21 protein-coding genes are annotated in these 20,933 nt (G+C 42.9%); 13 read left to right on the top strand and 8 right to left on the bottom strand.

Going from position 1 to position 20,933, the window contains the following annotated elements; translation table 11 throughout:
- The first annotated feature begins 6 nt into the window (after nt 1-6).
- Nucleotides 7-228: a hypothetical protein gene (locus tag NI455_RS11715; protein WP_253114291.1), complete on the top strand. Its 222-nt coding sequence runs from the start codon at nt 7-9 to the stop codon at nt 226-228.
- Nucleotides 229-352: 124 nt separating this feature from the next.
- Entirely contained in the window at nt 353-1,576 is a 1,224-nt protein-coding gene (gene gltS / locus NI455_RS11710; RefSeq protein WP_253114289.1) for a sodium/glutamate symporter, read from the top strand.
- A gap of 153 nt (nt 1,577-1,729) precedes the next feature.
- On the opposite strand, the gene NI455_RS11705 is transcribed toward gltS, so the two are convergent.
- Nucleotides 1,730-2,593 carry an alpha/beta hydrolase family protein gene (locus NI455_RS11705; RefSeq protein ID WP_253114287.1) on the bottom strand — a complete coding sequence of 288 codons (864 nt, stop codon included), beginning with the start codon at nt 2,591-2,593 and terminating at the stop codon, nt 1,730-1,732.
- A 118-nt stretch (nt 2,594-2,711) separates the two neighbouring features.
- Here NI455_RS11705 and NI455_RS11700 point away from each other — a divergent pair, with 118 nt between their 5' ends.
- Complete coding sequence (locus tag NI455_RS11700; RefSeq protein ID WP_253114285.1) at nt 2,712-3,170, top strand: hypothetical protein; 459 nt, start codon at nt 2,712-2,714, stop codon at nt 3,168-3,170.
- A gap of 113 nt (nt 3,171-3,283) precedes the next feature.
- Here NI455_RS11700 and NI455_RS11695 read toward each other — a convergent pair whose 3' ends face one another.
- On the bottom strand, nt 3,284-3,502 hold the full coding sequence (locus tag NI455_RS11695; RefSeq protein WP_004645284.1) for a hypothetical protein: 219 nt from the start codon (nt 3,500-3,502) through the stop codon (nt 3,284-3,286).
- Nucleotides 3,503-4,088: 586 nt separating this feature from the next.
- Nucleotides 4,089-5,375, bottom strand: coding sequence for a branched-chain amino acid transport system II carrier protein (brnQ, locus tag NI455_RS11690; protein ID WP_148334894.1), 1,287 nt, complete (start codon nt 5,373-5,375; stop codon nt 4,089-4,091).
- 350 nt (nt 5,376-5,725) lie between these two features.
- Here brnQ and map point away from each other — a divergent pair, with 350 nt between their 5' ends.
- Nucleotides 5,726-6,520 (top strand): type I methionyl aminopeptidase, encoded by a 795-nt coding sequence (map, locus tag NI455_RS11685; protein WP_253114283.1) that lies wholly within the window; start codon nt 5,726-5,728, stop codon nt 6,518-6,520.
- A gap of 293 nt (nt 6,521-6,813) precedes the next feature.
- Here the strand turns inward: map and NI455_RS11680 are convergent, their stop codons facing one another.
- The 4 genes from NI455_RS11680 to NI455_RS11665 all read right to left on the bottom strand — a co-directional run bounded on the left by NI455_RS11680 (nt 6,814) and on the right by NI455_RS11665 (nt 10,018).
- Nucleotides 6,814-7,713 (bottom strand): LysR substrate-binding domain-containing protein, encoded by a 900-nt coding sequence (locus NI455_RS11680; protein ID WP_253114280.1) that lies wholly within the window; start codon nt 7,711-7,713, stop codon nt 6,814-6,816.
- An 85-nt stretch (nt 7,714-7,798) separates the two neighbouring features.
- Nucleotides 7,799-8,503: an SIR2 family NAD-dependent protein deacylase gene (locus tag NI455_RS11675; RefSeq protein WP_180181306.1), complete on the bottom strand. Its 705-nt coding sequence runs from the start codon at nt 8,501-8,503 to the stop codon at nt 7,799-7,801.
- A 19-nt stretch (nt 8,504-8,522) separates the two neighbouring features.
- Nucleotides 8,523-9,455: an alpha/beta fold hydrolase gene (locus NI455_RS11670; RefSeq protein ID WP_180181305.1), complete on the bottom strand. Its 933-nt coding sequence runs from the start codon at nt 9,453-9,455 to the stop codon at nt 8,523-8,525.
- Between the two features lie 14 nt (nt 9,456-9,469).
- The gene (locus NI455_RS11665) at nt 9,470-10,018 is read right to left on the bottom strand and encodes a PadR family transcriptional regulator (protein WP_148334890.1); all 549 of its coding nucleotides are present in this window, start codon (nt 10,016-10,018) and stop codon (nt 9,470-9,472) included.
- 166 nt (nt 10,019-10,184) lie between these two features.
- Between NI455_RS11665 and NI455_RS11660 the strand changes: the two genes are divergently transcribed.
- The 3 genes from NI455_RS11660 (at nt 10,185) to NI455_RS11650 (ending at nt 13,954) form a co-directional block, all read left to right on the top strand.
- Entirely contained in the window at nt 10,185-12,209 is a 2,025-nt protein-coding gene (locus NI455_RS11660; RefSeq protein WP_253114276.1) for an NADPH-dependent 2,4-dienoyl-CoA reductase, read from the top strand.
- A 151-nt stretch (nt 12,210-12,360) separates the two neighbouring features.
- Nucleotides 12,361-12,771 (top strand): nuclear transport factor 2 family protein, encoded by a 411-nt coding sequence (locus NI455_RS11655; protein ID WP_114541138.1) that lies wholly within the window; start codon nt 12,361-12,363, stop codon nt 12,769-12,771.
- A 70-nt stretch (nt 12,772-12,841) separates the two neighbouring features.
- A complete protein-coding gene (locus NI455_RS11650) occupies nt 12,842-13,954 on the top strand; it encodes a YheT family hydrolase (RefSeq protein ID WP_243475151.1) in 1,113 nt (370 codons plus the stop codon).
- A gap of 56 nt (nt 13,955-14,010) precedes the next feature.
- Here NI455_RS11650 and NI455_RS11645 read toward each other — a convergent pair whose 3' ends face one another.
- Entirely contained in the window at nt 14,011-14,433 is a 423-nt protein-coding gene (locus tag NI455_RS11645) for a hypothetical protein (protein WP_370940779.1), read from the bottom strand.
- 225 nt (nt 14,434-14,658) lie between these two features.
- Here NI455_RS11645 and pyrG point away from each other — a divergent pair, with 225 nt between their 5' ends.
- The 6 genes from pyrG (at nt 14,659) to rodA (ending at nt 20,872) form a co-directional block, all read left to right on the top strand.
- Nucleotides 14,659-16,299, top strand: coding sequence for a CTP synthase (pyrG, locus tag NI455_RS11640; RefSeq protein WP_005100051.1), 1,641 nt, complete (start codon nt 14,659-14,661; stop codon nt 16,297-16,299).
- A 32-nt stretch (nt 16,300-16,331) separates the two neighbouring features.
- Nucleotides 16,332-17,189, top strand: coding sequence for a 3-deoxy-8-phosphooctulonate synthase (gene kdsA, locus NI455_RS11635; RefSeq protein WP_004278721.1), 858 nt, complete (start codon nt 16,332-16,334; stop codon nt 17,187-17,189).
- A gap of 59 nt (nt 17,190-17,248) precedes the next feature.
- Entirely contained in the window at nt 17,249-18,538 is a 1,290-nt protein-coding gene (eno, locus tag NI455_RS11630) for a phosphopyruvate hydratase (RefSeq protein ID WP_004278719.1), read from the top strand.
- 7 nt (nt 18,539-18,545) lie between these two features.
- Nucleotides 18,546-18,938, top strand: coding sequence for a septum formation initiator family protein (locus NI455_RS11625; RefSeq protein ID WP_004645271.1), 393 nt, complete (start codon nt 18,546-18,548; stop codon nt 18,936-18,938).
- The gene (gene ispD, locus NI455_RS11620; protein WP_253114275.1) at nt 18,907-19,620 is read left to right on the top strand and encodes a 2-C-methyl-D-erythritol 4-phosphate cytidylyltransferase; all 714 of its coding nucleotides are present in this window, start codon (nt 18,907-18,909) and stop codon (nt 19,618-19,620) included. The genes NI455_RS11625 and ispD overlap by 32 nt, the downstream gene beginning before the upstream one ends.
- A gap of 112 nt (nt 19,621-19,732) precedes the next feature.
- The gene (rodA, locus tag NI455_RS11615; RefSeq protein ID WP_004645269.1) at nt 19,733-20,872 is read left to right on the top strand and encodes a rod shape-determining protein RodA; all 1,140 of its coding nucleotides are present in this window, start codon (nt 19,733-19,735) and stop codon (nt 20,870-20,872) included.
- Nucleotides 20,873-20,933 lie beyond the last annotated feature (61 nt).

Here is a 20,933-nt window from a genome sequence, read left to right as displayed (position 1 = left end):
TAATCAATGCCCAAACAATCCCGATTCCTCTGTATTGGTGGGTTCCTCAATGGAACCCAAGTCAAAGACCAAGGCGACAGTTTTATCTGTGTCGAAAATGGCAAACACGTGTCTTACCATAAAAAAGAAATCTTCCATCAAGACGCTTGGGATCATGATTACTATGTCTGTGAAACCACCACAGACCAACAAGCACGCAACTGGGTTTATGATATTCCATCGCATTAATTAAATCTATTTAGGACATAAATTAAACAATTACTAGAAACAATAACTTGCATAACATTTCTAAAATTGATTTTTCATACTGTTTTCCTAAAACTGTATGAAAATAAAGCCAATAGGGAATGTTATGAATTATGAAATCGATGCCTTTGGCACCTTGGTGATTGCAGTATTTTTTCTTTTTATTGGGCGGTATCTTGTTAGTAAAATTGGCTTCTTTAGAAACTATAACTTACCTGAGCCTGTAATCGGCGGTCTAATCGCAGCGATTACAGCTTTTATTCTCTATAAATTTTTTAATATCAGTGCCACATTTGACTCAGAAATTCAAACCATTCTGATGCTGATGTTCTTTACCTCTGTGGGTTTAAGTGCAGACTTTACCAAGCTCAAAGAAGGTGGGAAATCACTGCTGATCTTTCTGGTCTGTGTCATTCTATTTGTAGTTGTACAAAATGCGGTTGGCATGAGTTTAGCCACAGCAATTGGGCTTGATCCATTGATTGGTCTGATTGTCGGTTCTGTTACCTTAACGGGTGGACATGGTACTGCCGGTGCTTGGGGTGAAGTGCTTGAAACTCAATATGGAATACAGGGGGCAATTGTCCTCGGAATGGCAAGTGCTACTTTTGGTTTAATTATTGGTGGGCTTGTGGGTGGTCCGGTTGCCAAATTCTTGATTAAACGAAATCAGTTGGCAGAGACAGTAGCGCAAGAGACCAATGAACAACAACTCGATACTAGCATCAACACCGCACCCTTCGAATATCCAAAGAAAACCCGGTTGATTACAGCTAGTAATGCAGTGTCGACTTTGGGGATGTTTGCACTATGTATTTTTGTTGCGAATGAAATGACAGAGATTAGTCAAGGACGATGGTTCGAACTGCCGACCTTTGTCTGGGCCTTAGGGACAGGGGTGATTGTACGTAACTTCCTAGAGCATGTACTGAAAGTCGATATTTTCGACCGTGCCATTGATGTATTTGGCAATGCGTCATTGTCCCTGTATTTATCTATGGCTTTACTGTCACTGCAACTCTGGTTGCTGGCCGATTTGGCAGGCCCGCTCATTACCATTTTGTTTGCGCAGACAGCGGTACTGATTTTATTTACCGCAATTGTGACCTTTAGAATCATGGGAAAAAATTACGATGCAGCCGTATTGGTAGCAGGGCATTGTGGTTTTGGTATGGGAGCAACCCCGACTGCGATTGCCAATATTCAGGCGGTCACCAATAGCTATGGTCCATCACATAAAGCTTTTTTAATCGTACCGCTGTGTGGTGCATTTTTTATTGATATTGTGAATGCTGTGGTGATTCAGAGTATCATTGCATTTTTCGGTTAAATTTTAATACGACTTCAAAATCATATAGACATTAAAAAAGCCCCATGGTTAGGGGCTAGTCGTATGCACATCTAAGGCACATACTGTAAGAGGCTCATCTCATACTGAGCGTATTAAAGCACATTAACCTATCAATAGCCATTTAAATCATCTTTAGGCAGATAACTGTTGCTCAATCACTGGCCATAAGTTTTGATGTGACTTCTTAAACATCAGCATATGGCCAATCCCTTTATGACCATATTCCTGGGGTTTTAGCTCAATCATTTCTGTGGCTGCTTTTGGATATAAGCGCAGCAAGTCTTTGACATTTGCTTGAGTGGCGATTTCATCATCTGAAGCCCAGATTGATGTGATCGGGCAGGTGATCTGGGCATGATAGTCATATACTGGTGCGATCTTTTTACCAATTGCATTCATGACATAACCCGGTTGACTACAAAATTCTGCCCATTCACGCGCCACATCTTTTGGCAGGTTTTCACCCATACCAATCGCTTGGGTTGGACCATAGCCTTTGGTGATCCGTGCCAATGGGAAAATGATATTGAACATTACTGGTGCCAGTAATTTGGTGCGGCCCCTTAAACCTTTAACATGACCAGTCGATCCCGCAATTGCCACGACTTTTTCCACTTTGGCATAGTTTGGGACAATACCCAGCAGCTGTCCACCAGCACTATGACCAAGTAAGATGACCTTTGCTGCCTGAGTTTTAGCCAATAGCGCATCAATTGCAGCCGGAATGTCCAGTTGTCCCCATTGCACAATACTGGCTTTAGACTGCTTAACCGAACCTTTTAAAGATTCGCCGATACCTCGAAAATCAAATACCAGCACTGCATAACCCTGAGTTTGCAACCAGCAGCTAAAACTATGATAAAACTGTTTGGTAATGCCAGTTGCTGGACAGACTAATACTGGAAGTTTGTCAGTTTCAGAAATTGCTGCATAAAAACGTGCACTTAAGCGATAGCCATCCTGACACTGGAGAGTCAATGTTTCAAATTCAGACATACGTTACACTATATTTTTTAGAATCCTGATGAAGCTTTTACTGTATAGATTTTTAGCAGGGTAGCTCGGGGAAAACATGACTTTAAAGTCAGTCAAATAATAAAAATGGAATGATCTTATGCAGCTAATGGAACTTGAGCTGGCCGTTAAAATCGCCATTATTTTTAGTGGAATATTCTTGTGGATCGGGATGTTCACTGGCGTCTGGAAGTACTGGCAGATTCGTCAATCGCCTCAGTCGCGTGCACATTATTATGTCGATATTGCCCATCGCAGCAGCCTGCTTTATGCGCCCGCGACCTTAATTTTGGCAATGCTGGCCTATTGTTCAGTGTTGCCGAGTATGGTGAATCTGATTTGCATACTAGTCAATATTCTGTTTTTTAGCTTCTCGATTGCCGCTTATATGTTGCATGGTTTCCTGAAAGACACGACGAATCAGTTTAAACAGCCGCATCAACTGGGTAAATTTCATTTGCCAGGAAGTTTGATGACTTTCGCCATGCTAGGTTTAATTGTCGCAGAATTGGGCGGGACGGGGATCTTGCTCTATGGAGCATTTATCGGATTATTTTAATGTTCTTTTTATAGTTATTCTGAAAGGATGCTGGAATTCTTGAAAGTTAAAACACTTTTTTCACCAGATGGATGACTGGCCAAATCATCCATCTGGGCTAATTAAAAATTTGTTTATCGGTATTTCTGGTCTATGGCAGCCCATAGGAAAAACGCAGCTGAGACAATCAGTGCATAGCCAAAGTATTCAAGTTTTAAATTACCTTGAATTAAGCAATGGACGGTTAAAGTCAGCATGAGTGCAAAAGTGGTGCATATAAATGTCACCAGATTGGTGTTGTTGGCTTTAAGAGCGTCAATGAAGACTTGCTTGTTGAAATGTAATGATAACATCTCCATCCCTCCCATTTATTTATGTTATTGAAGATTAAAGCAGATTTAATCAGTCAGAATTGAATATATAGTTGTACTGTTTAATTTGGACCTTTGCAACTGCTGTGGCAGGCTTTTACAGTCAAAATGGCCATCTTTAGTCGTATAACTACATAATCACTTGATTAGGCAAGAATTATATTTTCAGATTTCACCTCCAGCTAATTTTGGAAATAAGATGTAGTCATCATTTGATTAATGCGACCAGATAGAAAATGCAAATTCTACGCCAAAGATATGTAGTGTTAATCAATACTTTGTAAGCCTGCGTATGACTCGGAGGGGGACTTGGTTTAAGTTGGCAACAATAGGTATCTAAAATCAGGAAATTAAAGTTTTGTTTATATTTATATAAAAAATAAAATAATTAAAGTGCAATTCTATACATCATATTTTATAGAAAATCTTAGTATCAAGATTTACAGCGGTGATTTGATGTCATTATTAAGAAACAATAAATGTCCGTTTGGGTAAAACCTGACAATTATTGATCACGCTCAAACCGGATTTTGGGTAAAAATACGATTTTTCAGACATCCTAGAAGTTTTAGTTTCTAATACGGTCAATCACAGCTGTAATCAGCAATACAATCATGGACGGGATAAACCAGGCCAGATTCTGATCTGATAGAGGTAAATTTTGCAGTAATGCAGGCAATTCAAAACCAGCGACTTTTAATCCATCAAAAATACCAAAGATCAAGGCCACCAGGGTCACTGGCGCAATCACATGAGATGGTTTCTTGAAGAAGTTTGCACAGAAGCTCAGCATAATGACGCTAATGGCAGGCGGATAAATCGCACTTAAGACTGGAACCGAAACAGCGATCAGTTTGGTTAAACCCAGATTTGAAATCACCAGTGAGAAGCCCACCAGAATAAATACAAAGATCTTGTACGGAATTTTGGTCAAGCTGGAAAAATACTCAGCGCAGGCACAGGTCAGACCAATTGCAGTGACCATACAGGCAATAAAAATCATGCCGGACAGGAAGTAAGCACCCATATCGCCAAAAGCATGTTGTACATATGCATGCAGGATAATGGCACCATTGGCTGCATTTGGTGCAATCTCATGGCTACCTAGTCCAAGTTTAAACAGACTTAAATACACCAGAGTTAAACCAATACCAGAGATAATGCCGGCATTGACCGCATATTTGGTAATCAGTTTTTTATCGGTTACGCCACGTGAAGTAATGGCTTTGACAATCACAATACCGAAAACTAAAGCGCCCAAAGTATCCATGGTTAAATAACCATTTACGAAGCCTTCAGTCACTGGACTGGTAACGTAATTATCGATCGCTGCAGGCGGATTGCTGGCAGGAATCATCACGGCTGCTACACCCAAAATGATCAAAGAAATAATTTTAAGTGGCGACAGGAAATAGCCGACGGTATCCAGAATCTTATTGGGATATAAGGACACGATGGTCACCACAGCAAAATAGATGATGCTGTAAATGAGCAGACTGCCAGATTCATTGCCAAAGTAAGATGAAAAACCGATTTCATAAGAAACGGTTGCGGTACGTGGCGTCGCAAATAAAGGGCCAACAGCTAAGTAACAGATTACAGTCAGCAAAATACTGGCTGCTTTGCCCAGAGGCGAGCTTAGTGCCTGAATGGAGCCTTCAACGCGAGACAACGCAATAATGGTAATCACGGGTAAGCCGACTGCTGTAATAAGGAAACCTAAAGCAGCGAGCCATACGTGTTCACCGGCTTGTTGAGCCACAATCGGTGGGAAGATAATGTTGCCCGCACCAATAAACAGTGCAAAGGTCATAAAACCTAGGGCGACAATATCCCGGGTACGCAGACTTGTCATAAAGGGAGATCAATAGAACAAAAGAAAGCGATTTTAGTGTATATGTCCAATTTTTTGGAGTTTATTTTAAGGCTGGAAGCCTTGATTCTAGTGAGTTTGCGAATCATATAACCAGTCATTCAAATCTTGGTAGAAATATATGTTTGATAAATCGCTGAAAAATATATTTTTCCTTATAAGCTCAATAAATATCTGCACTTGCTATCAAAATATGTCAGTTATTGTTTGTACAAATAAGCAGCAGTGAAAAGTCCTATTTCAAGGAAAATTACTGTACTGAAACTCAACAACTGCGACATATTTCGCAAAAAAGGGATTATAATTCAGGGATTCATAGTGAGGATAGGTATATGCGAGCTCCAGCGATTAGTCTTAAAACTGAGCAAGATGTTGAAAAACTGCGGATATCTGGGCGTTTGGCTGCAGAGGTTTTAGCGATGATCGGGGGGCATGTCAAGCCAGGTGTCACGACTGAATATCTGGATGATCTCTGTCATGATTTTATTGTCAATACATTAAAAGTGACGCCAGCCAATATTGGCTATTATGGCTATACCAAAACCACCTGTATTTCACCGAATGAAGTGGTTTGTCATGGTATTCCATCTCCAAATACCGTATTACAAGACGGCGATATTATTAATATTGACGTGGCGATCATTAAAGACGGTTATTTTGGCGATACCAGTCGGATGTATTATGTCGGCACACCATCTCCTGAAGCCAAACGTCTGGTCGAAACTACTTATGAAGCTATGGTTGCCGGAATTCATGCCGTTAAACCGGGTGCAACCCTAGGCGATATTGGTTATGCAATTCAGTCTGTTGCACAGCGTGAAGGCTATACCATCGTGCGTGAATATTGTGGTCATGGGATTGGTAAAATTTATCACGAACAGCCAAACATTCTGCATTACGGACAACCAGGTCAGGGCATCAAACTGGTACCCGGTATGGTCTTTACCATTGAACCGATGGTGAATATGGGTAAAGCGCGTGTTAAAGAGCTGAAGGACGGCTGGACAGTGGTGACTGCAGATAAATCCTGGTCAGCTCAATGGGAACACATGGTAGTTGTAACCGACACAGGTTTTGAGCTGTTATCACCATGGCCAGAAGGTACAGGCGAGTATCCGGAAATTTAAATTATTTTTCATGTTATGCATTGAAATACAGTAGCTTACATAAATTACAGCTTGCTTGCTATTAGTGACGAAAGCTTACAAAACACTACATGAAGAAGTGGTTTAACCAGCCAAATCCTCTTAATCTATTTATAGTTAGTTGATGTTTGCTTTGTTAGATTTCTGATTGCTGTATATTAGATTTGGCTTGGCGGTAGTAGTTTCCTTTCGTTCACTTCATGCTGTAGTGAATCGTTTTTATTAGCTCATTTTTCCCCAAGAATGAGCTATTTTTTTTGCCTGAAATATTCCTTTTATACAAGATGCAGGTGTTCAACCAGACAATCAATAAATACCCGTACAGCTGGTAACAGACCACGACGGGAAGGATAAACCAGATGAAAAATGCCATGAGCAGTTTTCCAGTCTGAAAGTACCCGAACCAGTTCGCCACGTTCTACATATTGCTGCACGACATTATCGGGCAGTAATGTAATACCACAGCCTGAAGCTGCCAGCTGTGCCAGCATATTCAGGTCTGATCCCATTACGGTGGGGCTGATCCGGATTTTCTTCTGTTGCTGTTGCTCATTCTGCAATACCAGGAACTGTTCAGTATGTTCCTCAGCCATGCTTAAAATTTTATGTTCAGAGAGTTGTTCAGGCGTTTTCAGATCGCCAAATTCGTTTAAGTAACCTTGACTGGCGAATAGATGTTGCTCAATTTTTTCAAACTGGCGAATCACTAGATTCGGGTCATCATCCAGGCTGGAACGGACACGTAAGGCCAGATCAAAGCCTTCATTGATAATATCGACCCGGCGATTGGTGATCATCATCTGAACTTTAATTTCAGGATATTTTTTCAAAAAATCCGGCAGAATTTTTGCCAGTTCGTTCTGGGCAATAGACACTGGCAGACTGACTTTAATAGTTCCGCGCGGTTCAGTGCTTAGATGGTCAACCAGATCATGCGCTGCCTGTGCAGCATTCAGCATAACTTGGGCATGCCGATAAATATTCATGCCAATATCGGTGACGGCAAAATGACGCGAACTGCGCTGAATCAGACGTACACCCAGACGCTCTTCCAGATTAAACACCCGGCGGCTAAGTTTGGATTTGGGAATATCGGTTGCACGTTCGGCTGCACTAAAGCCGCCATGTTCCACCACCTGAGCGAAACAGTAAAAGTCATCCAGATCAGACAGCATGGTTTAATTCCATTCTTGCAACGATAAGCTGATTAAAAATTGATTGTTGCATACTGTCAATCAGAGAATGTAGTGCATAAAGATTTTAATTCGCGGATTTCAGTAAACCTAGCAGTGTTTGCATGCCATCGGTCGCGTTTTGGGGGATTTTGTAAAACTGTGCAGGCAAATACTGCTGTTCGGCTTTCGGGTCGATGTAATAGGCCTGACAGTACGCAGGAATATCATGAATTAACCCGGCGACCGGATAAACCTGTAGGCTGGTGCCAATCACCACAAAAATATCGGCATCCTGTACACAGTCTTGGGCTTCTTCATACGCGGGCACGGCTTCGCCAAACCAGACCACATGCGGACGTAACGGATAGCCTGCCTTACAAAAGTGTTGATTTAAATCTAATTCAGCACCTTCAATTGGATAAAACTCGGTCGTGCTTTGTGCATCGGGGCCTGAGCTTTTGGCCAGACGAATATTGCCATGTAAATGGATCACCTTGGAGCTGCCGGCACGTTCATGCAAGTCATCAATATTTTGAGTGATTACATGCACATCAAAGTTAGCTTCAAGATTGGCGATCAGCTGATGGGCTGCATTTGGCTGTGCTTCCAGAATGTTTTTACGGCGGGCATTATAAAAGCGTTGTACCAGTTGTGGGTTTTTGGCCCAGGCTTCGGGTGTGGCGACTTCTTCTATACGATGCTGTTCCCAAAGTCCATCACTGTCACGAAAAGTATTAATGCCACTTTCGGCGCTCATGCCTGCACCGGAAAAGACCACCAGCTTTTTCATTATTCTGTCTCCTGAATCTTTAGGTAGCTGAACCGCTAGATTGCGAATTTTCTTTCAAGAAGATGCCAAGTTCTCGGGAAAATTTTAGCGGTTCAGTCAGTAAAGGCGTATGGCCAGACTTGCTGAAAATTATCTGTTTGGCATGAGGCAGGCTTTCTGCAATCAGGCGCTGACCTTCAAAAGGATACAACTTGGATTGTACACCGCTAAAGAAGGTCACCGGACAGCTAAGCTGAGCTAGAGCCTCGCGGTAATCTTCACGATGATATAAATAATTATTGATATACCACGCCATATAATCCACCCGGCTGGAAGGTAATAACAGGCTTTGCAGGCGAGGTTGATTTAGGATAAATGCGAAAGCTTTCAGACTATATTTTTGTTCATTTTGTAGCTGAATAAACTTTAGCCATAGGGCAGCGATTTGTTTACGTACCGAAATGTCGAGATCGCGGATCAATTCAACTTGCTGGTATTGTGCAAGTAGGGCAGAGAGCTGCTGCAGGATGTCGATAAATTCCTGATGACGTGGACCAAAAAGTCCAAAAGCCCAAGCATCATCGACCGGAATTTTAGGTGTTTGATCGATATGTAAATAAGCAGAAATCTGACTGGAAAAGTTGCCATAATGTATGCCGTGCATTGCTGTGGTTGCGCCCATAGAGTAAGCAAGCACAATGAATTTATCTAAATTGAGCTGTTGAATTACCGACTGAATATCCAACCAGTGACTGGAAATCGCATCCCTATCTGGCGGAATTTTACAGCGACTGGAAGCCCCAAAGCCGCGCCATTCTGGAATAATGAAACGGAAATTTTTCTGATGCGGATAGAGAAAAGCTTTCCATTGCCAGCTCAGCATGCCGAGTCCTGAGAGTACCAGTACCGGCTGTCCCCGACCGTATTCGCGTACAAACAGCTGTTCACCATCGGGCATGCAATAAAAGGGCATGTGTGTCTCCGTATTTATAATTGTTGTGCGTCAAATTGTTGCAGTCGCGGAATAACCTGTTCCAGCCAGGAAATCCAACCCAGTTCCTGATCAATTCCCAGTTGCAGAATCATTTTATGAATATATAAGGTACGGTCAGTTTTGTCCGCTTGAGCAAAGTCTTTGGCAAAAATCTGCTGATAGGTTTTCAGTTTTTCTTTATGCAGTTCCAGATGGCGTTCCAGTTCTGCCAAGGTGTTATTGCCACCAAGTTGGGCTTCGGCACGCAGACGTACCATTAGTTCTTCGCGCAGTTGTGCCGGTGGGCTTTGTTGTAGCATCCAGTTGGCCAGTTCTTCCCGGCCCAGACGTTTTACCTGATAAGTTTTTTTGCGGCTATTCGAGTCTTCCTCTTCTATCGTCGAAATCCAGCCTTTTTGCAGCATGGCATTCAGCTCGCGATAAATCTGCTGATGAGTGGCATTCCAGAAGAAGCCCATGGATCGGTCAAAACGGCGGGCCAGTTCGATTCCGGTGCTGGGCTTTTCAATCAGGCTGGTCAATAAAACATGCGCTAAAGACATAAGCGTCTCAAAAAAGTGACTCAGGATTATTATGCAACATGTTGCATAAAAATCAATTCTGGCATATAAATTAGTGCAACAAGTTGCATTAAACTGGAAAGTTTGAGGGATCAAACTGCCAGTTGCTAAAACAATAGCCAGCCTAAACGCACGCTCAGGAGTTGAAATGTCTAAATATCCGAATTTACTTGCCCCATTGAACTTGGGTTTTACCACGCTTAAAAACCGCGTGTTAATGGGTTCCATGCACGTTGGTCTTGAAGAGGCACCCGGCGGATATGATCGGATGGCAGCTTTCTATGCAGAGCGTGCCAAAGGTGGAGTCGCTTTAATCGTCACCGGCGGGATTTCACCAAATGATCATGGGGTGACGTTTCATGGTGGTTCCAAACTTGACACTCTTGAAGAAGCTGAAAAGCATAAGGTAATTACCCAGGCCGTACATGAGGCGGGCGGGAAAATTGCCATGCAGATTTTGCATACCGGACGCTATTCTTATCAGGCTGAAAATGTCGCGCCATCCCCAATTCAGGCACCGATCAATCCGGTCAAACCGCATGCTTTAACTTCGGCTGAAGTGCAGCAAACCATTGATGATTTTGCCAATTGTGCCAAGCTGGCTCAATACGCCGATTATGACGGTGTAGAAATCATGGGCTCGGAAGGCTATTTGATTAACGAGTTTATTGCCGCGCGTACCAACCATCGTGATGATGAGTGGGGCGGAAGCTATACAAACCGCATCCGTTTCCCGATTGAAATCGTACGCCGTACCCGTGAAATGGTCGGTGAGAACTTTATCATTATTTATCGCTTGTCTATGCTGGATCTGGTCGAAGGCGGTTCAACTCTGGAAGAAGTCATCCAGTTGGCCAAAGAAATTGAAAAAGCTGGTGCGACCATTATCAATACTGGCATTGGCTGGCATGAAGCGCGTATTCCGACGATTGCCACCAAAGTGCCACGTGCAGCCTTCACTTGGGTCACCCGTAAACTGAAAGGTCAGGTGAAGATTCCTTTAATCACTTCAAATCGTATCAATACTCCGGAAATGGCTGAATATGTATTGGCATCTGGTGATGCTGATATGATTTCTATGGCTCGCCCAATGCTGGCTGATTCGGAGTTTGTTCTGAAAGCGGAGCAGGGTCGTAGCGATGAGATCAATACCTGTATCGGTTGTAATCAGGCCTGTCTGGATCATATTTTCTCAATGAAAATTGCCACCTGTCTGGTCAATCCACGTGCCTGCTATGAAACAGAACTAATTTTTAAAGAAACCAATGTAGCAAAAAATATTGCCGTGATTGGTGCGGGTCCTGCAGGTTTAAGCTTTGCTGTGTATGCTGCAAATCGTGGTCATCAGGTGACGGTATTTGAAGCCGCTGCTCAGATTGGTGGACAGTTTAATATTGCCAAGACTATTCCAGGCAAGGAAGAGTTTTATGAAACCTTGCGTTATTTCAAACGCCAGATTGAATTACAGCCACGTATCAAATTGCAACTGAATCATAAGGCGAGTCTGGAAGAGCTGGCTCAGTCAAACTTTGATGACATTGTGGTGGCAACAGGCGTGACACCGCGTCAGCTTGAGATTCCAGGCATTGATCATGCAAAAGTATTGTCTTATCTGGACGTTTTGAAAGAACGTAAGCCAGTGGGTCAGCGAGTTGCCATTATTGGTGCAGGTGGTATTGGCTTTGATACAGCCGAATTCCTGAGTCATGAAGGAGAAAGTGGCAGTATCAATCCGGAAAAATTCTATGATGAATGGGGTATTGATACTGACTATGAAAATGTCGGTGGCTTAAAAGCCGCAAATGTAGAAAAACCGCAACGTGAAATTTATTTATTGCAACGTAAAGCCGCTTCAGTCGGCGCGAGTCTGGGTAAAACCACAGGCTGGATTCATCGTACCGGTTTAAAACACCGTGACGTAAAAATGATTGCGGGCGCCAATTATGAAAAAATTGATGATCAGGGCTTACATATCGTCGTGAATGACAAACCTGCAGTGCTGGAAGTCGATCACGTGATCATTTGTGCCGGTCAGGAATCTTATACCGCCATGTTTGATGAGCTAAAAGCGGTGGGTAAAAATGTGCATCTGATTGGTGGAGCAAAAGAAGCGGGTGAGCTGGATGCCAAACGTGCCATCCGTCAGGGTGCTGAATTGGCAGCGGTGATCTGAAAATATTAAAACTTGCTTTTTTTCCCTCTCCTTTATTAAAGGAGAGGGTTAGGGAGAGGATTTGTAAGAAAGAATCCTCCTTGTGAAGCAGTACTTCTCACCTTTAAAAAGGGATGAGTATTTTAATACTAAAACAAAAAAGGAATCCAAAATGACCATCGAAAATACCAGAAAATCCATTGTACGCTGGCATGAAATGCTAGAAACCCGTGATATGTCGATCTTGAATGAACTACTTGCTGAAGAAGTGGTATTTCGTTCACCCGTAGCGTTTCAGCCTTATCCTGGAAAACAGATGGTATTTTTTATTTTGACCAATGTCATTCAAGTCTTTGAAAACTTCACTTATCACCGTGAATTTATAAGTGAAGATGGTAACAATGTCGTACTTGAGTTTTCTGCCAATGTGGGTGATAAAAAACTAAAGGGAGTTGACATGATTCAGTTTAATGAAGAGGGTCAGATGATTGATTTTGAAGTCATGATCCGACCTAAGTCCGGACTTGAAGCCCTGGCTGTACAGATGGGCCAGCGGATGCAATCATTCCAAGCTAAAACTTAATTCTAACTATTGATTCAAGTCGGCATGAAATTTGTAAATCACAGCTAGTACAACTAGAGGGGGATGACAGATGAAAATGTTGCTTAAAAAATTGGGTCAGCTTTCCAGTGAATATCTGGATCGTTTCAGCGGAGCAGATCAGCCGACCCTGTATTACAATCCGAATGGTGTATTTTCAGGACTCATTGAACGCTTACCGCAGTTGCAACAAAAATATCGTCCTACGCCTTGGTTAGCCAATGCACATGCACATATTCTGTATTTCGATTTAATTAAAAAACGTACCATTAAGCTGAAATATGATGCGCTTGAACAGCTGAAAATGTCAGATGGCGGCATTACCGGTATTGCCTGGTATGGACTGGATCTTCCGGCAAATACGCCAACGATTGTCTTACTCCATACCATTACCGGTTCTCCTGAATCGATGCGTGAACTGGTTCGTGATCTGCATAAACATACCGGTTGGCGTGTGGCATTGTGTTTACGCCGTGGTCACGCAGACTTACCCATGCCTGTGCCTAAAATGAACCTGTTTGGTTCAACTCAGGATTTGCGTGAACAACTCTTGTATATACAGGACAGATTTCCTCAATCCGATCTCTATGGAGTTGGCTCTTCTGCGGGTACGGGATTGTTGGTGCGTTATCTGGGTGAAGAGGGTGAACAAACCCCACTCAAAGCAGCTTTTGCTTTATGTCCTGGCTATAACACTGAAACCGGTTTTGCCAATGTGCATCCGTTTTACAGTAAAGTCATGGCCAAAAAACTGATTAAGCGCTTTATTCATCCTTATCAAGAAACCTGGCAGGTCTGCCCAAGCTGGAAACAGTTATTAGAAGTTAAAGATCTGTCCGAATTTGAAAAACTCTATTTTGAACTGGCCGGATTTACGGATTATGCCAGTTATACCCAGGCAACCAATCCGATTTATGTGTTTGAAAGTATCAAAATTCCGCTGATGATTTTAAATGCGGAGGATGATCCGGTTTGTCACATCCGAAATTTAGAACCTTATAAAGAAAAAATTCGGGCGATGTCTAATATTATGGTGATTACCACCAAAAAAGGCAGTCATTGCGGCTTTTATCAGGGCTTGATGCAAACCGAATCTTGGGCTACCCGACTAATGGCAGACTATTTGATTCACTTATCTCGTGCACCGGCAACAGTATCCGCTTAAAAAGTTCCAATAAAAAACCCAGCATCTGCTGGGTTTTTTGATGAATGATACTGTAATTAGTCAAGTGCTGGCATCGCTGCGGCAATTGCGTCAGCAACCGCATCATCCTCAGACTTGTTTTCTGGATTTGAATTGGTTTTAGGTGTGGTCGCAGCAGGCTTTGACGCAGGTTCTTCGCGGGTTTCAGGCACTGGTGCCGGCTCAGTAGTTTCTGGTTTTTTGATTTCACGACGGATTTCAGTCGTGGTGTTTTCAGTTTGCTCACGTTGAATTTCAACCGTTGGCGCTACTTCCTCTTCAATTGCCGCTGGCTCTACAGGTTCAAGCGGTTCAAATTGCGTTGGTTCTGGAGTCGAGATTTCAGATGCTGGAGTAACTTCTACTTGCTCTTCTTCTTTTGGTGCTTCTTTTTTTACACACGCAGTTAATGTCAGGCCAGTCAGGATTAGGGTGGAGATTAAAAGTTTCTTCATCATCATTGCATCAAACATAAAAGTGTGGAGTGGATACACTATTATAGCAGCAAAATGCAAGATAGAAATCATATGAACTTACTGTAATTTTTTATAGGAATTGCTGTTAGAATAGTCAATTGTTTATTGTTCTTTGAATTGATGCGGATTGACTTTGCTTTCTAGGTACAAGGTAAAGTAAAATTGCGCAACATTGCAGGCCGATTTAGGCTCGATTGTACGAGAAACCCAATGACCCATTTTATTTTCGTTACTGGTGGTGTAGTTTCATCACTAGGTAAAGGTATTTCAGCTGCTTCTGTTGCTGCACTTTTAGAAGCTCGTGGTTTAAAAGTGACCATGGTAAAAATGGATCCATACATTAATGTCGATCCAGGGACAATGAGCCCATTCCAGCATGGTGAAGTTTTTGTTACAGAAGATGGTGCTGAAACAGACTTAGACTTGGGTTACTACGAACGTTTCTTGCGTCGTGCGAAAATGACCAAACTGAATAATTTCACATCAGGCCGTGTTTACCAGGATGTTCTGAACAAAGAACGCCGTGGTGACTACCTGGGTGGTACTGTGCAAGTTATTCCACACATTACTGACAATATCAAAGAGCGTGTACTTCGTGCAGGCGAAGGTTATGACGTTGCGATCGTAGAGATCGGCGGTACTGTAGGTGACATTGAATCTCTCCCATTCATGGAATCTGTACGTCAGTTAATGGTTGAACTTGGTCATAAACGTACCATGTTAATGCACTTAACGTTACTCCCATACATTAAGTCTGCAGCAGAATTAAAAACCAAACCAACACAGCACTCTGTTAAAGAACTCCTGTCGATTGGTATTCAGCCAGACATTCTCATCTGCCGTACAGAATACGATGTAGATGCAGATACGACGCGTAAGATTGCATTATTTACCAACGTTGAAGCACGTGCCGTTGTGGTATGTAAAGACGCACGTTCGATCTACCAGATTCCACGTACATTCTACGAACAAAATGTTGACGATTTAATTTGTGAACGTTTTGGTTATAACGATCTTCCTGAAGCTGACTTAACAGATTGGGATAACGTTGTAGAAGCACTGCTGAATCCTGAATACACCGTACGTGTTGCAATGGTTGGTAAATACGTTGAACTTCCAGATGCTTACAAATCTGTCAACGAAGCACTTTTACATGCGGGTATTCAAAACCGTGTGAAAGTTCAGATTGACTACGTAAACGCTGAAGAGCTTGAAAGCCAAGATGTAGCAGAAGTATTGAAAGATGCTGATGCGATTCTGGTTCCTGGCGGTTTTGGTGAGCGCGGTACTGAAGGCAAAATGAAGGCGATTCAGTTCGCACGTGAGAACGGTGTGCCGTTCCTCGGTATTTGCTTGGGTATGCAGTTGGCTGTGATCGAATACGCACGTAATGTTGCTGGTATTGCAGATGCGACTTCGACTGAATTTAACCGTTCAACGAAATCTCCATTGATTGGTTTAATTACTGAATGGTTAGATGAGCGTGGTGAAGTTCAGCAACGTTCTGCTGATTCTGATCTGGGTGGTACGATGCGTCTTGGCGCGCAAAAATCTGAACTGGTTGCAGGGACTAAAACTGCAGAAGTTTATGGTTCTGAAGAAATCATCGAGCGCCATCGTCACCGTTACGAGATGAACAACCGTTATATCCCAGTGCTGGAAGAAAAAGGCATGAAGATTTCTGGTTATTCTCCGGTACAGCATTTGGTAGAAACTGTTGAAATTCCTGCACATCCTTGGTTTATTGCAGTACAATTCCACCCGGAATTTACCAGCTCGCCACGCGATGGTCACCCATTGTTTGCCGGTTTCATTGATGCTGCGAAAAAGCAGTACCAAAAAACCAAATAATCGGTGCGTAGGACACAACTAGGGAAGTTTAAATGTCGCAATTAAAACCACAAGAAATTGTACGTTTGGGCGATATACAAATGGCAAATCATTTGCCATTTGTATTATTCGGCGGAATGAATGTACTTGAATCTAAAGACCTGGCTTTTGAAATCGCAGAGACTTATGTCGATATCTGCACACGTTTGGGCATTCCTTATGTGTTCAAAGCCAGCTTTGATAAAGCCAACCGTTCAAGCCTGAACTCTTTCCGTGGGCCTGGCCTGGAAAAAGGTCTCGAGTGGTTAGCTGACATTAAAAAACACTTTAATGTACCGATCATCACCGATGTGCATGAGCCGTACCAAGCGGCTCCTGTTGCAGAAGTGGCAGACATTATTCAATTGCCAGCTTTCTTAAGCCGTCAGACGGATCTTGTTGAAGCAATGGCAAAAACCGATGCGATCATCAACATCAAAAAAGCCCAGTTCCTGGCTCCACACGAAATGCGTCATATTTTGCATAAGTGTCTGGAAGCCGGAAATGACAAGCTGATCATTTGTGAACGCGGTTCGGCATTTGGCTATAACAATCTGGTTGTAGACATGCTGGGCTTCGACATCATGAAAGAAATGAATGTCCCGGTGTTCTTTGATGTAACCCATGCCTTACAAACCCCAGGCGGCCGTGCAGATTCTGCCGGTGGTCGTCGTGCGCAAATTACAACGCTTGCACGTGCGGGTATGGCAACGGGTCTTGCAGGCTTGTTCTTGGAAGCACATCCAGATCCGGAAAAAGCCAAGTGTGATGGTCCATGTGCGCTGCGCATGTCTCAGCTTGAGCCGTTCCTGGCACAGCTAAAAGAATTGGATACCTTGGTTAAAGGTTTCGAAAAGTTAGATACACACTGAGTTTATCACTCTTGCGCTGCCGTATAGGCAGCTCATATTAATCAACTGAGGAATAGTTCATGAGCCAAATCGTTGACATTCGTGCACGTGAAATTTTGGACTCTCGTGGTAACCCTACCATCGAAGCAGACGTAATCTTAGCATCTGGCGTAGTTGGCCGTGCATGTGCACCATCTGGTGCTTCAACTGGTTCTCGTGAAGCTTTAGAACTTCGTGATGGCGATAAAGCGCGTTACTTAGGTAAAGGCGTTAAAACTGCGGTAAATAACGTAAATACGTTAATCCGTGACGCTTTGGTCGGTAAATCAGTATTCGAACAAAAAGACATCGATAACACGATGATCGCGCTTGACGGTACTGAAAACAAAGAAAAACTAGGTGCAAACGCAACTTTGGCAGTGTCTTTGGCTGCTGCTCGCGCTGCTGCTGAAGAAAAGAAAATTCCTCTTTTCCAATACATCGCAGATCTTCGCGGTCAAACGATTCTAACCATGCCTGTACCAATGATGAACATCATCAATGGTGGTTCACATGCAGACAACAACGTCGATATTCAAGAATTTATGATTGAGCCAGTAGGCTTCACTTCATTCTCTGAAGCGCTACGTGCCGGTGCTGAAATCTTCCATTCACTTAAATCAGTTTTAAACAAAAAAGGTTTAAACACTGCGGTAGGTGATGAAGGTGGTTTTGCACCGAACTTACGTTCAAACGAAGAAGCAATTACGGTTATTCTTGAAGCAATTGGTCAAACTGGCTACAAAGCAGGTTCTGACATCATGCTTGCGCTTGACTGTGCATCTTCAGAATTCTACAAAAATGGTCAATACATTCTTGCGGGCGAAGGCAACAAAGCGTTCACAAGCAACCAGTTCTCTGACTATTTAGCAGGTCTTGTAAACCAGTACCCAATTATCTCGATTGAAGATGGTCTGGACGAATCTGACTGGGAAGGCTGGTCTTACCTGACTTCAATTCTTGGTGACAAGATCCAGTTGGTAGGTGATGACTTGTTCGTAACGAATCCGAAAATCCTGCAGCGTGGTATCAACGAAAAAGTGGGTAACTCTATTCTGATTAAATACAACCAGATCGGTACCTTGACTGAAACTTTAGATGCCATCTACCTTGCGAAAGAAAATGGTTACTCTACGGTAATTTCACACCGTTCAGGCGAAACTGAAGATTCAACGATTGCTGATCTTGCAGTAGGTACAGCAGCGGGTCAAATCAAGACGGGTTCACTTTGCCGTTCTGACCGTGTAGCGAAATATAATCAATTACTTCGTATTGAAGAATTGACTAATGCTGCATATCGCGGTAAAGCTGAGTTCAAAGGTTTGAACTAAGCGACTTATGTCAATGTTAAATGTATTCGACTCGACTGCGAGTAAAGTACTGTTGGGCCTTGCGATCATTTTGATCGCAGGGTTTCAATATTTATACTGGTTTGGTGAAGGTGGTTATCATGATCATCAGCAACTGACCCAGAAAATCCAACAACAAATGGAATTGAATGATGAGCTAAAAGAGCGTAATCGCGTTCTGGCAGCAGAAGTTTATGATTTGAAGAATGGTATTGAAGCCATCGAAGAACATGCGCGTTTAGATCTTGGTCTGATTAAGCCACGCGAAACTTTTATTCAAATGAGCACGATCAGTACTCAATATAAACCGATCTATCTTAATCCTAATTCTAAAGTAGACCTGCGAACCAATGAGTCAGCTGAAGCACCAACCACACCTTAAACTTTGGGTCATTCTTCCAGCTGCAGGTTCCGGTAGCCGTTTCTCTAAAATAGAACTGAAACAATATCAGATGATTCAAGAGCGAACTGTTCTTGAACATACGGTGGCTCGTCTGAATCAACTGCCTTTGATGGGTTATGTCCTGGCGATTGGTGCACAGGACAACGTGGCAAAAACATTGCCATTTTCCAGTCTGGAGAAAGCCCATTTTTGTTTGGGTGGTGCCGAGCGGGTGAATTCCGTGTTAAATGCGCTGAACTATTTATCTCAAATCGCTTCTGAAAATGATTGGGTGCTGGTACATGATGCGGCGCGTCCCTGTGTCAGTCTGGATTGTCTGCAACAGTTAGTCAATACGGCGATTACAAATGATCAGGCTGCGATTCTGGCGATTCCGGTGCGAGATACACTTAAGCGTGTAGTAACCAATTTTGATATTGAGGAAACAGTGGATCGCTCGATGCTCTGGCAGGCACAAACGCCACAAATGGCCAAGCTAGGTGTGTTGAAACGGGCGCTTGAGCAGGCTTTGCAAGATGGTGCCACGATTACCGATGAAGCCAGTGCGCTGGAACATATCGGTAAGCCGGTGAGTGTAGTACAAGGTCGTTCCGATAATATTAAAATTACCTATCCGGATGATCTGGAACTGGCCAGGCTGATTTTACAGGCTCAGGCTTAAAAATATATTCAAATAATATTTAAATAAAAGCAGAATAAATCTGGCTATAGCGATCTATTCGCTATAGCTTTCACTTATAATTTTGCCATCATTCTTTTTCACCTTTTGGCCAATGATACCTTCACAGCAGTATCGGTTTTTACGTCACTCTTTGCGTGATGGACGTAGTATTAACCCGCAAGATTCATCTCGATGGACCAAGTTGCACCTTGATCCCTGGTTATTGTGCTTTCTAGTTCTCAATGCAATCCTGGGTTTAATGGTGGTGTATAGCGCGACATCCGAAGACTCTGGCATGGTGGTGCGTCAGGCGATCAGTTTTGGAATTGGTTTTGTGCTGCTATTTATCTGTGCGCAGATTCCACCGAAAGTCTATCAGGCGATTAGTCCATACCTGTATGCCTTCGGGATCTTCATGCTGCTTCTGGTCTTTGTGATTGGTGAAAAACGTTTGGGTGCAACCCGCTGGATTACCTTGCCAGGGGTGGGAAGCATGCAACCGAGTGAGGTGATGAAATTTGCCATGCCTTTGATGATGGCATGGTATTTTGCACGTAAGCCATTTCCTCCCAAATTTTTGCATATTGTCGGGGCTTTGATTTTATTGGGCGTACCATTTGTTTTGGTGGCACTTCAGCCTGACTTGAACATTGGCTTGGTAATTCCTGGTATTTTTGTTCTATTTTTAAGTGGGATGTCGTGGCGTCTGATTGGTGGTGCAGCAGCGGCGGTAGCTGTGGCAGCTCCGGCTGCATGGATGTTCGTGCTACAAGAGTATCAAAAAAAACGTATTACTACGCTATTTGATCCGGAGTCGGATGCCTTGGGTGCAGGCTGGAATATTATCCAGTCCAAAATTGCGATTGGTTCAGGTGGTTCCACGGGTAAAGGCTATACTGAAGGTACGCAATCACATTTAGGTTATCTTCCTGAACATCATACTGACTTTATTATGTCGACTTATGCCGAAGAATTCGGTTTTATCGGTGTTTTCCTACTGTTTAGTTTATTCACTGCCATTATTATTCGCTGTTTGATGATTGGTTTAAACAGCTTTCATAACTTTGGCCGTTTATATGCTGGAGCCATGGGGCTGACTTTCTTCTTCTTTGTATTTTTAAACTCAGGCATGGTGAGCGGGATTTTACCTGTGACCGGAGATCCATTGCCGCTGATGAGCTATGGCGGAACGGCGGTGATTTCCATGTTGGCCGGGATGGGCATTGTGATGTCGATTCATACTCATCGATAATTATTCTAAAAGTCGGACTAGTTCCGGCTTTTTTATTATTCTTAAAACAAAACATAAATAA

This window comes from Acinetobacter lwoffii, assembly GCF_024129435.1.
GTDB lineage: Bacteria > Pseudomonadota > Gammaproteobacteria > Pseudomonadales > Moraxellaceae > Acinetobacter > Acinetobacter lwoffii_F.
The sequence above is the reverse complement of the archived record's forward strand: the minus strand, read 5'-3'. Positions and strand labels throughout refer to the sequence as shown.

Excerpts from the sequence above, each read along its gene's own strand:
- kdsA (WP_004278721.1), top strand. The coding sequence starts at position 16,332 with ATGTCGCAATTAAAACCACAAGAAATTGTACGTTTGGGCGATATACAA.
- NI455_RS11695 (WP_004645284.1), bottom strand. The coding sequence starts at position 3,502 with ATGTTATCATTACATTTCAACAAGCAAGTCTTCATTGACGCTCTTAAA.
- pyrG (WP_005100051.1), top strand. The coding sequence starts at position 14,659 with ATGACCCATTTTATTTTCGTTACTGGTGGTGTAGTTTCATCACTAGGT.
- NI455_RS11645 (WP_370940779.1), bottom strand. The coding sequence starts at position 14,433 with ATGATGATGAAGAAACTTTTAATCTCCACCCTAATCCTGACTGGCCTG.
- gltS (WP_253114289.1), top strand. The coding sequence starts at position 353 with ATGAATTATGAAATCGATGCCTTTGGCACCTTGGTGATTGCAGTATTT.
- NI455_RS11670 (WP_180181305.1), bottom strand. The coding sequence starts at position 9,455 with ATGCCCTTTTATTGCATGCCCGATGGTGAACAGCTGTTTGTACGCGAA.
- NI455_RS11650 (WP_243475151.1), top strand. The coding sequence starts at position 12,842 with ATGAAAATGTTGCTTAAAAAATTGGGTCAGCTTTCCAGTGAATATCTG.
- NI455_RS11660 (WP_253114276.1), top strand. The coding sequence starts at position 10,185 with ATGTCTAAATATCCGAATTTACTTGCCCCATTGAACTTGGGTTTTACC.
- map (WP_253114283.1), top strand. The coding sequence starts at position 5,726 with ATGCGAGCTCCAGCGATTAGTCTTAAAACTGAGCAAGATGTTGAAAAA.
- NI455_RS11675 (WP_180181306.1), bottom strand. The coding sequence starts at position 8,503 with ATGAAAAAGCTGGTGGTCTTTTCCGGTGCAGGCATGAGCGCCGAAAGT.
- NI455_RS11715 (WP_253114291.1), top strand. The coding sequence starts at position 7 with ATGCCCAAACAATCCCGATTCCTCTGTATTGGTGGGTTCCTCAATGGA.
- eno (WP_004278719.1), top strand. The coding sequence starts at position 17,249 with ATGAGCCAAATCGTTGACATTCGTGCACGTGAAATTTTGGACTCTCGT.
- ispD (WP_253114275.1), top strand. The coding sequence starts at position 18,907 with ATGAGTCAGCTGAAGCACCAACCACACCTTAAACTTTGGGTCATTCTT.
- NI455_RS11700 (WP_253114285.1), top strand. The coding sequence starts at position 2,712 with ATGCAGCTAATGGAACTTGAGCTGGCCGTTAAAATCGCCATTATTTTT.
- brnQ (WP_148334894.1), bottom strand. The coding sequence starts at position 5,375 with ATGACAAGTCTGCGTACCCGGGATATTGTCGCCCTAGGTTTTATGACC.
- NI455_RS11680 (WP_253114280.1), bottom strand. The coding sequence starts at position 7,713 with ATGCTGTCTGATCTGGATGACTTTTACTGTTTCGCTCAGGTGGTGGAA.
- NI455_RS11665 (WP_148334890.1), bottom strand. The coding sequence starts at position 10,018 with ATGTCTTTAGCGCATGTTTTATTGACCAGCCTGATTGAAAAGCCCAGC.
- NI455_RS11655 (WP_114541138.1), top strand. The coding sequence starts at position 12,361 with ATGACCATCGAAAATACCAGAAAATCCATTGTACGCTGGCATGAAATG.
- NI455_RS11705 (WP_253114287.1), bottom strand. The coding sequence starts at position 2,593 with ATGTCTGAATTTGAAACATTGACTCTCCAGTGTCAGGATGGCTATCGC.
- NI455_RS11625 (WP_004645271.1), top strand. The coding sequence starts at position 18,546 with ATGTCAATGTTAAATGTATTCGACTCGACTGCGAGTAAAGTACTGTTG.
- rodA (WP_004645269.1), top strand. The coding sequence starts at position 19,733 with ATGATACCTTCACAGCAGTATCGGTTTTTACGTCACTCTTTGCGTGAT.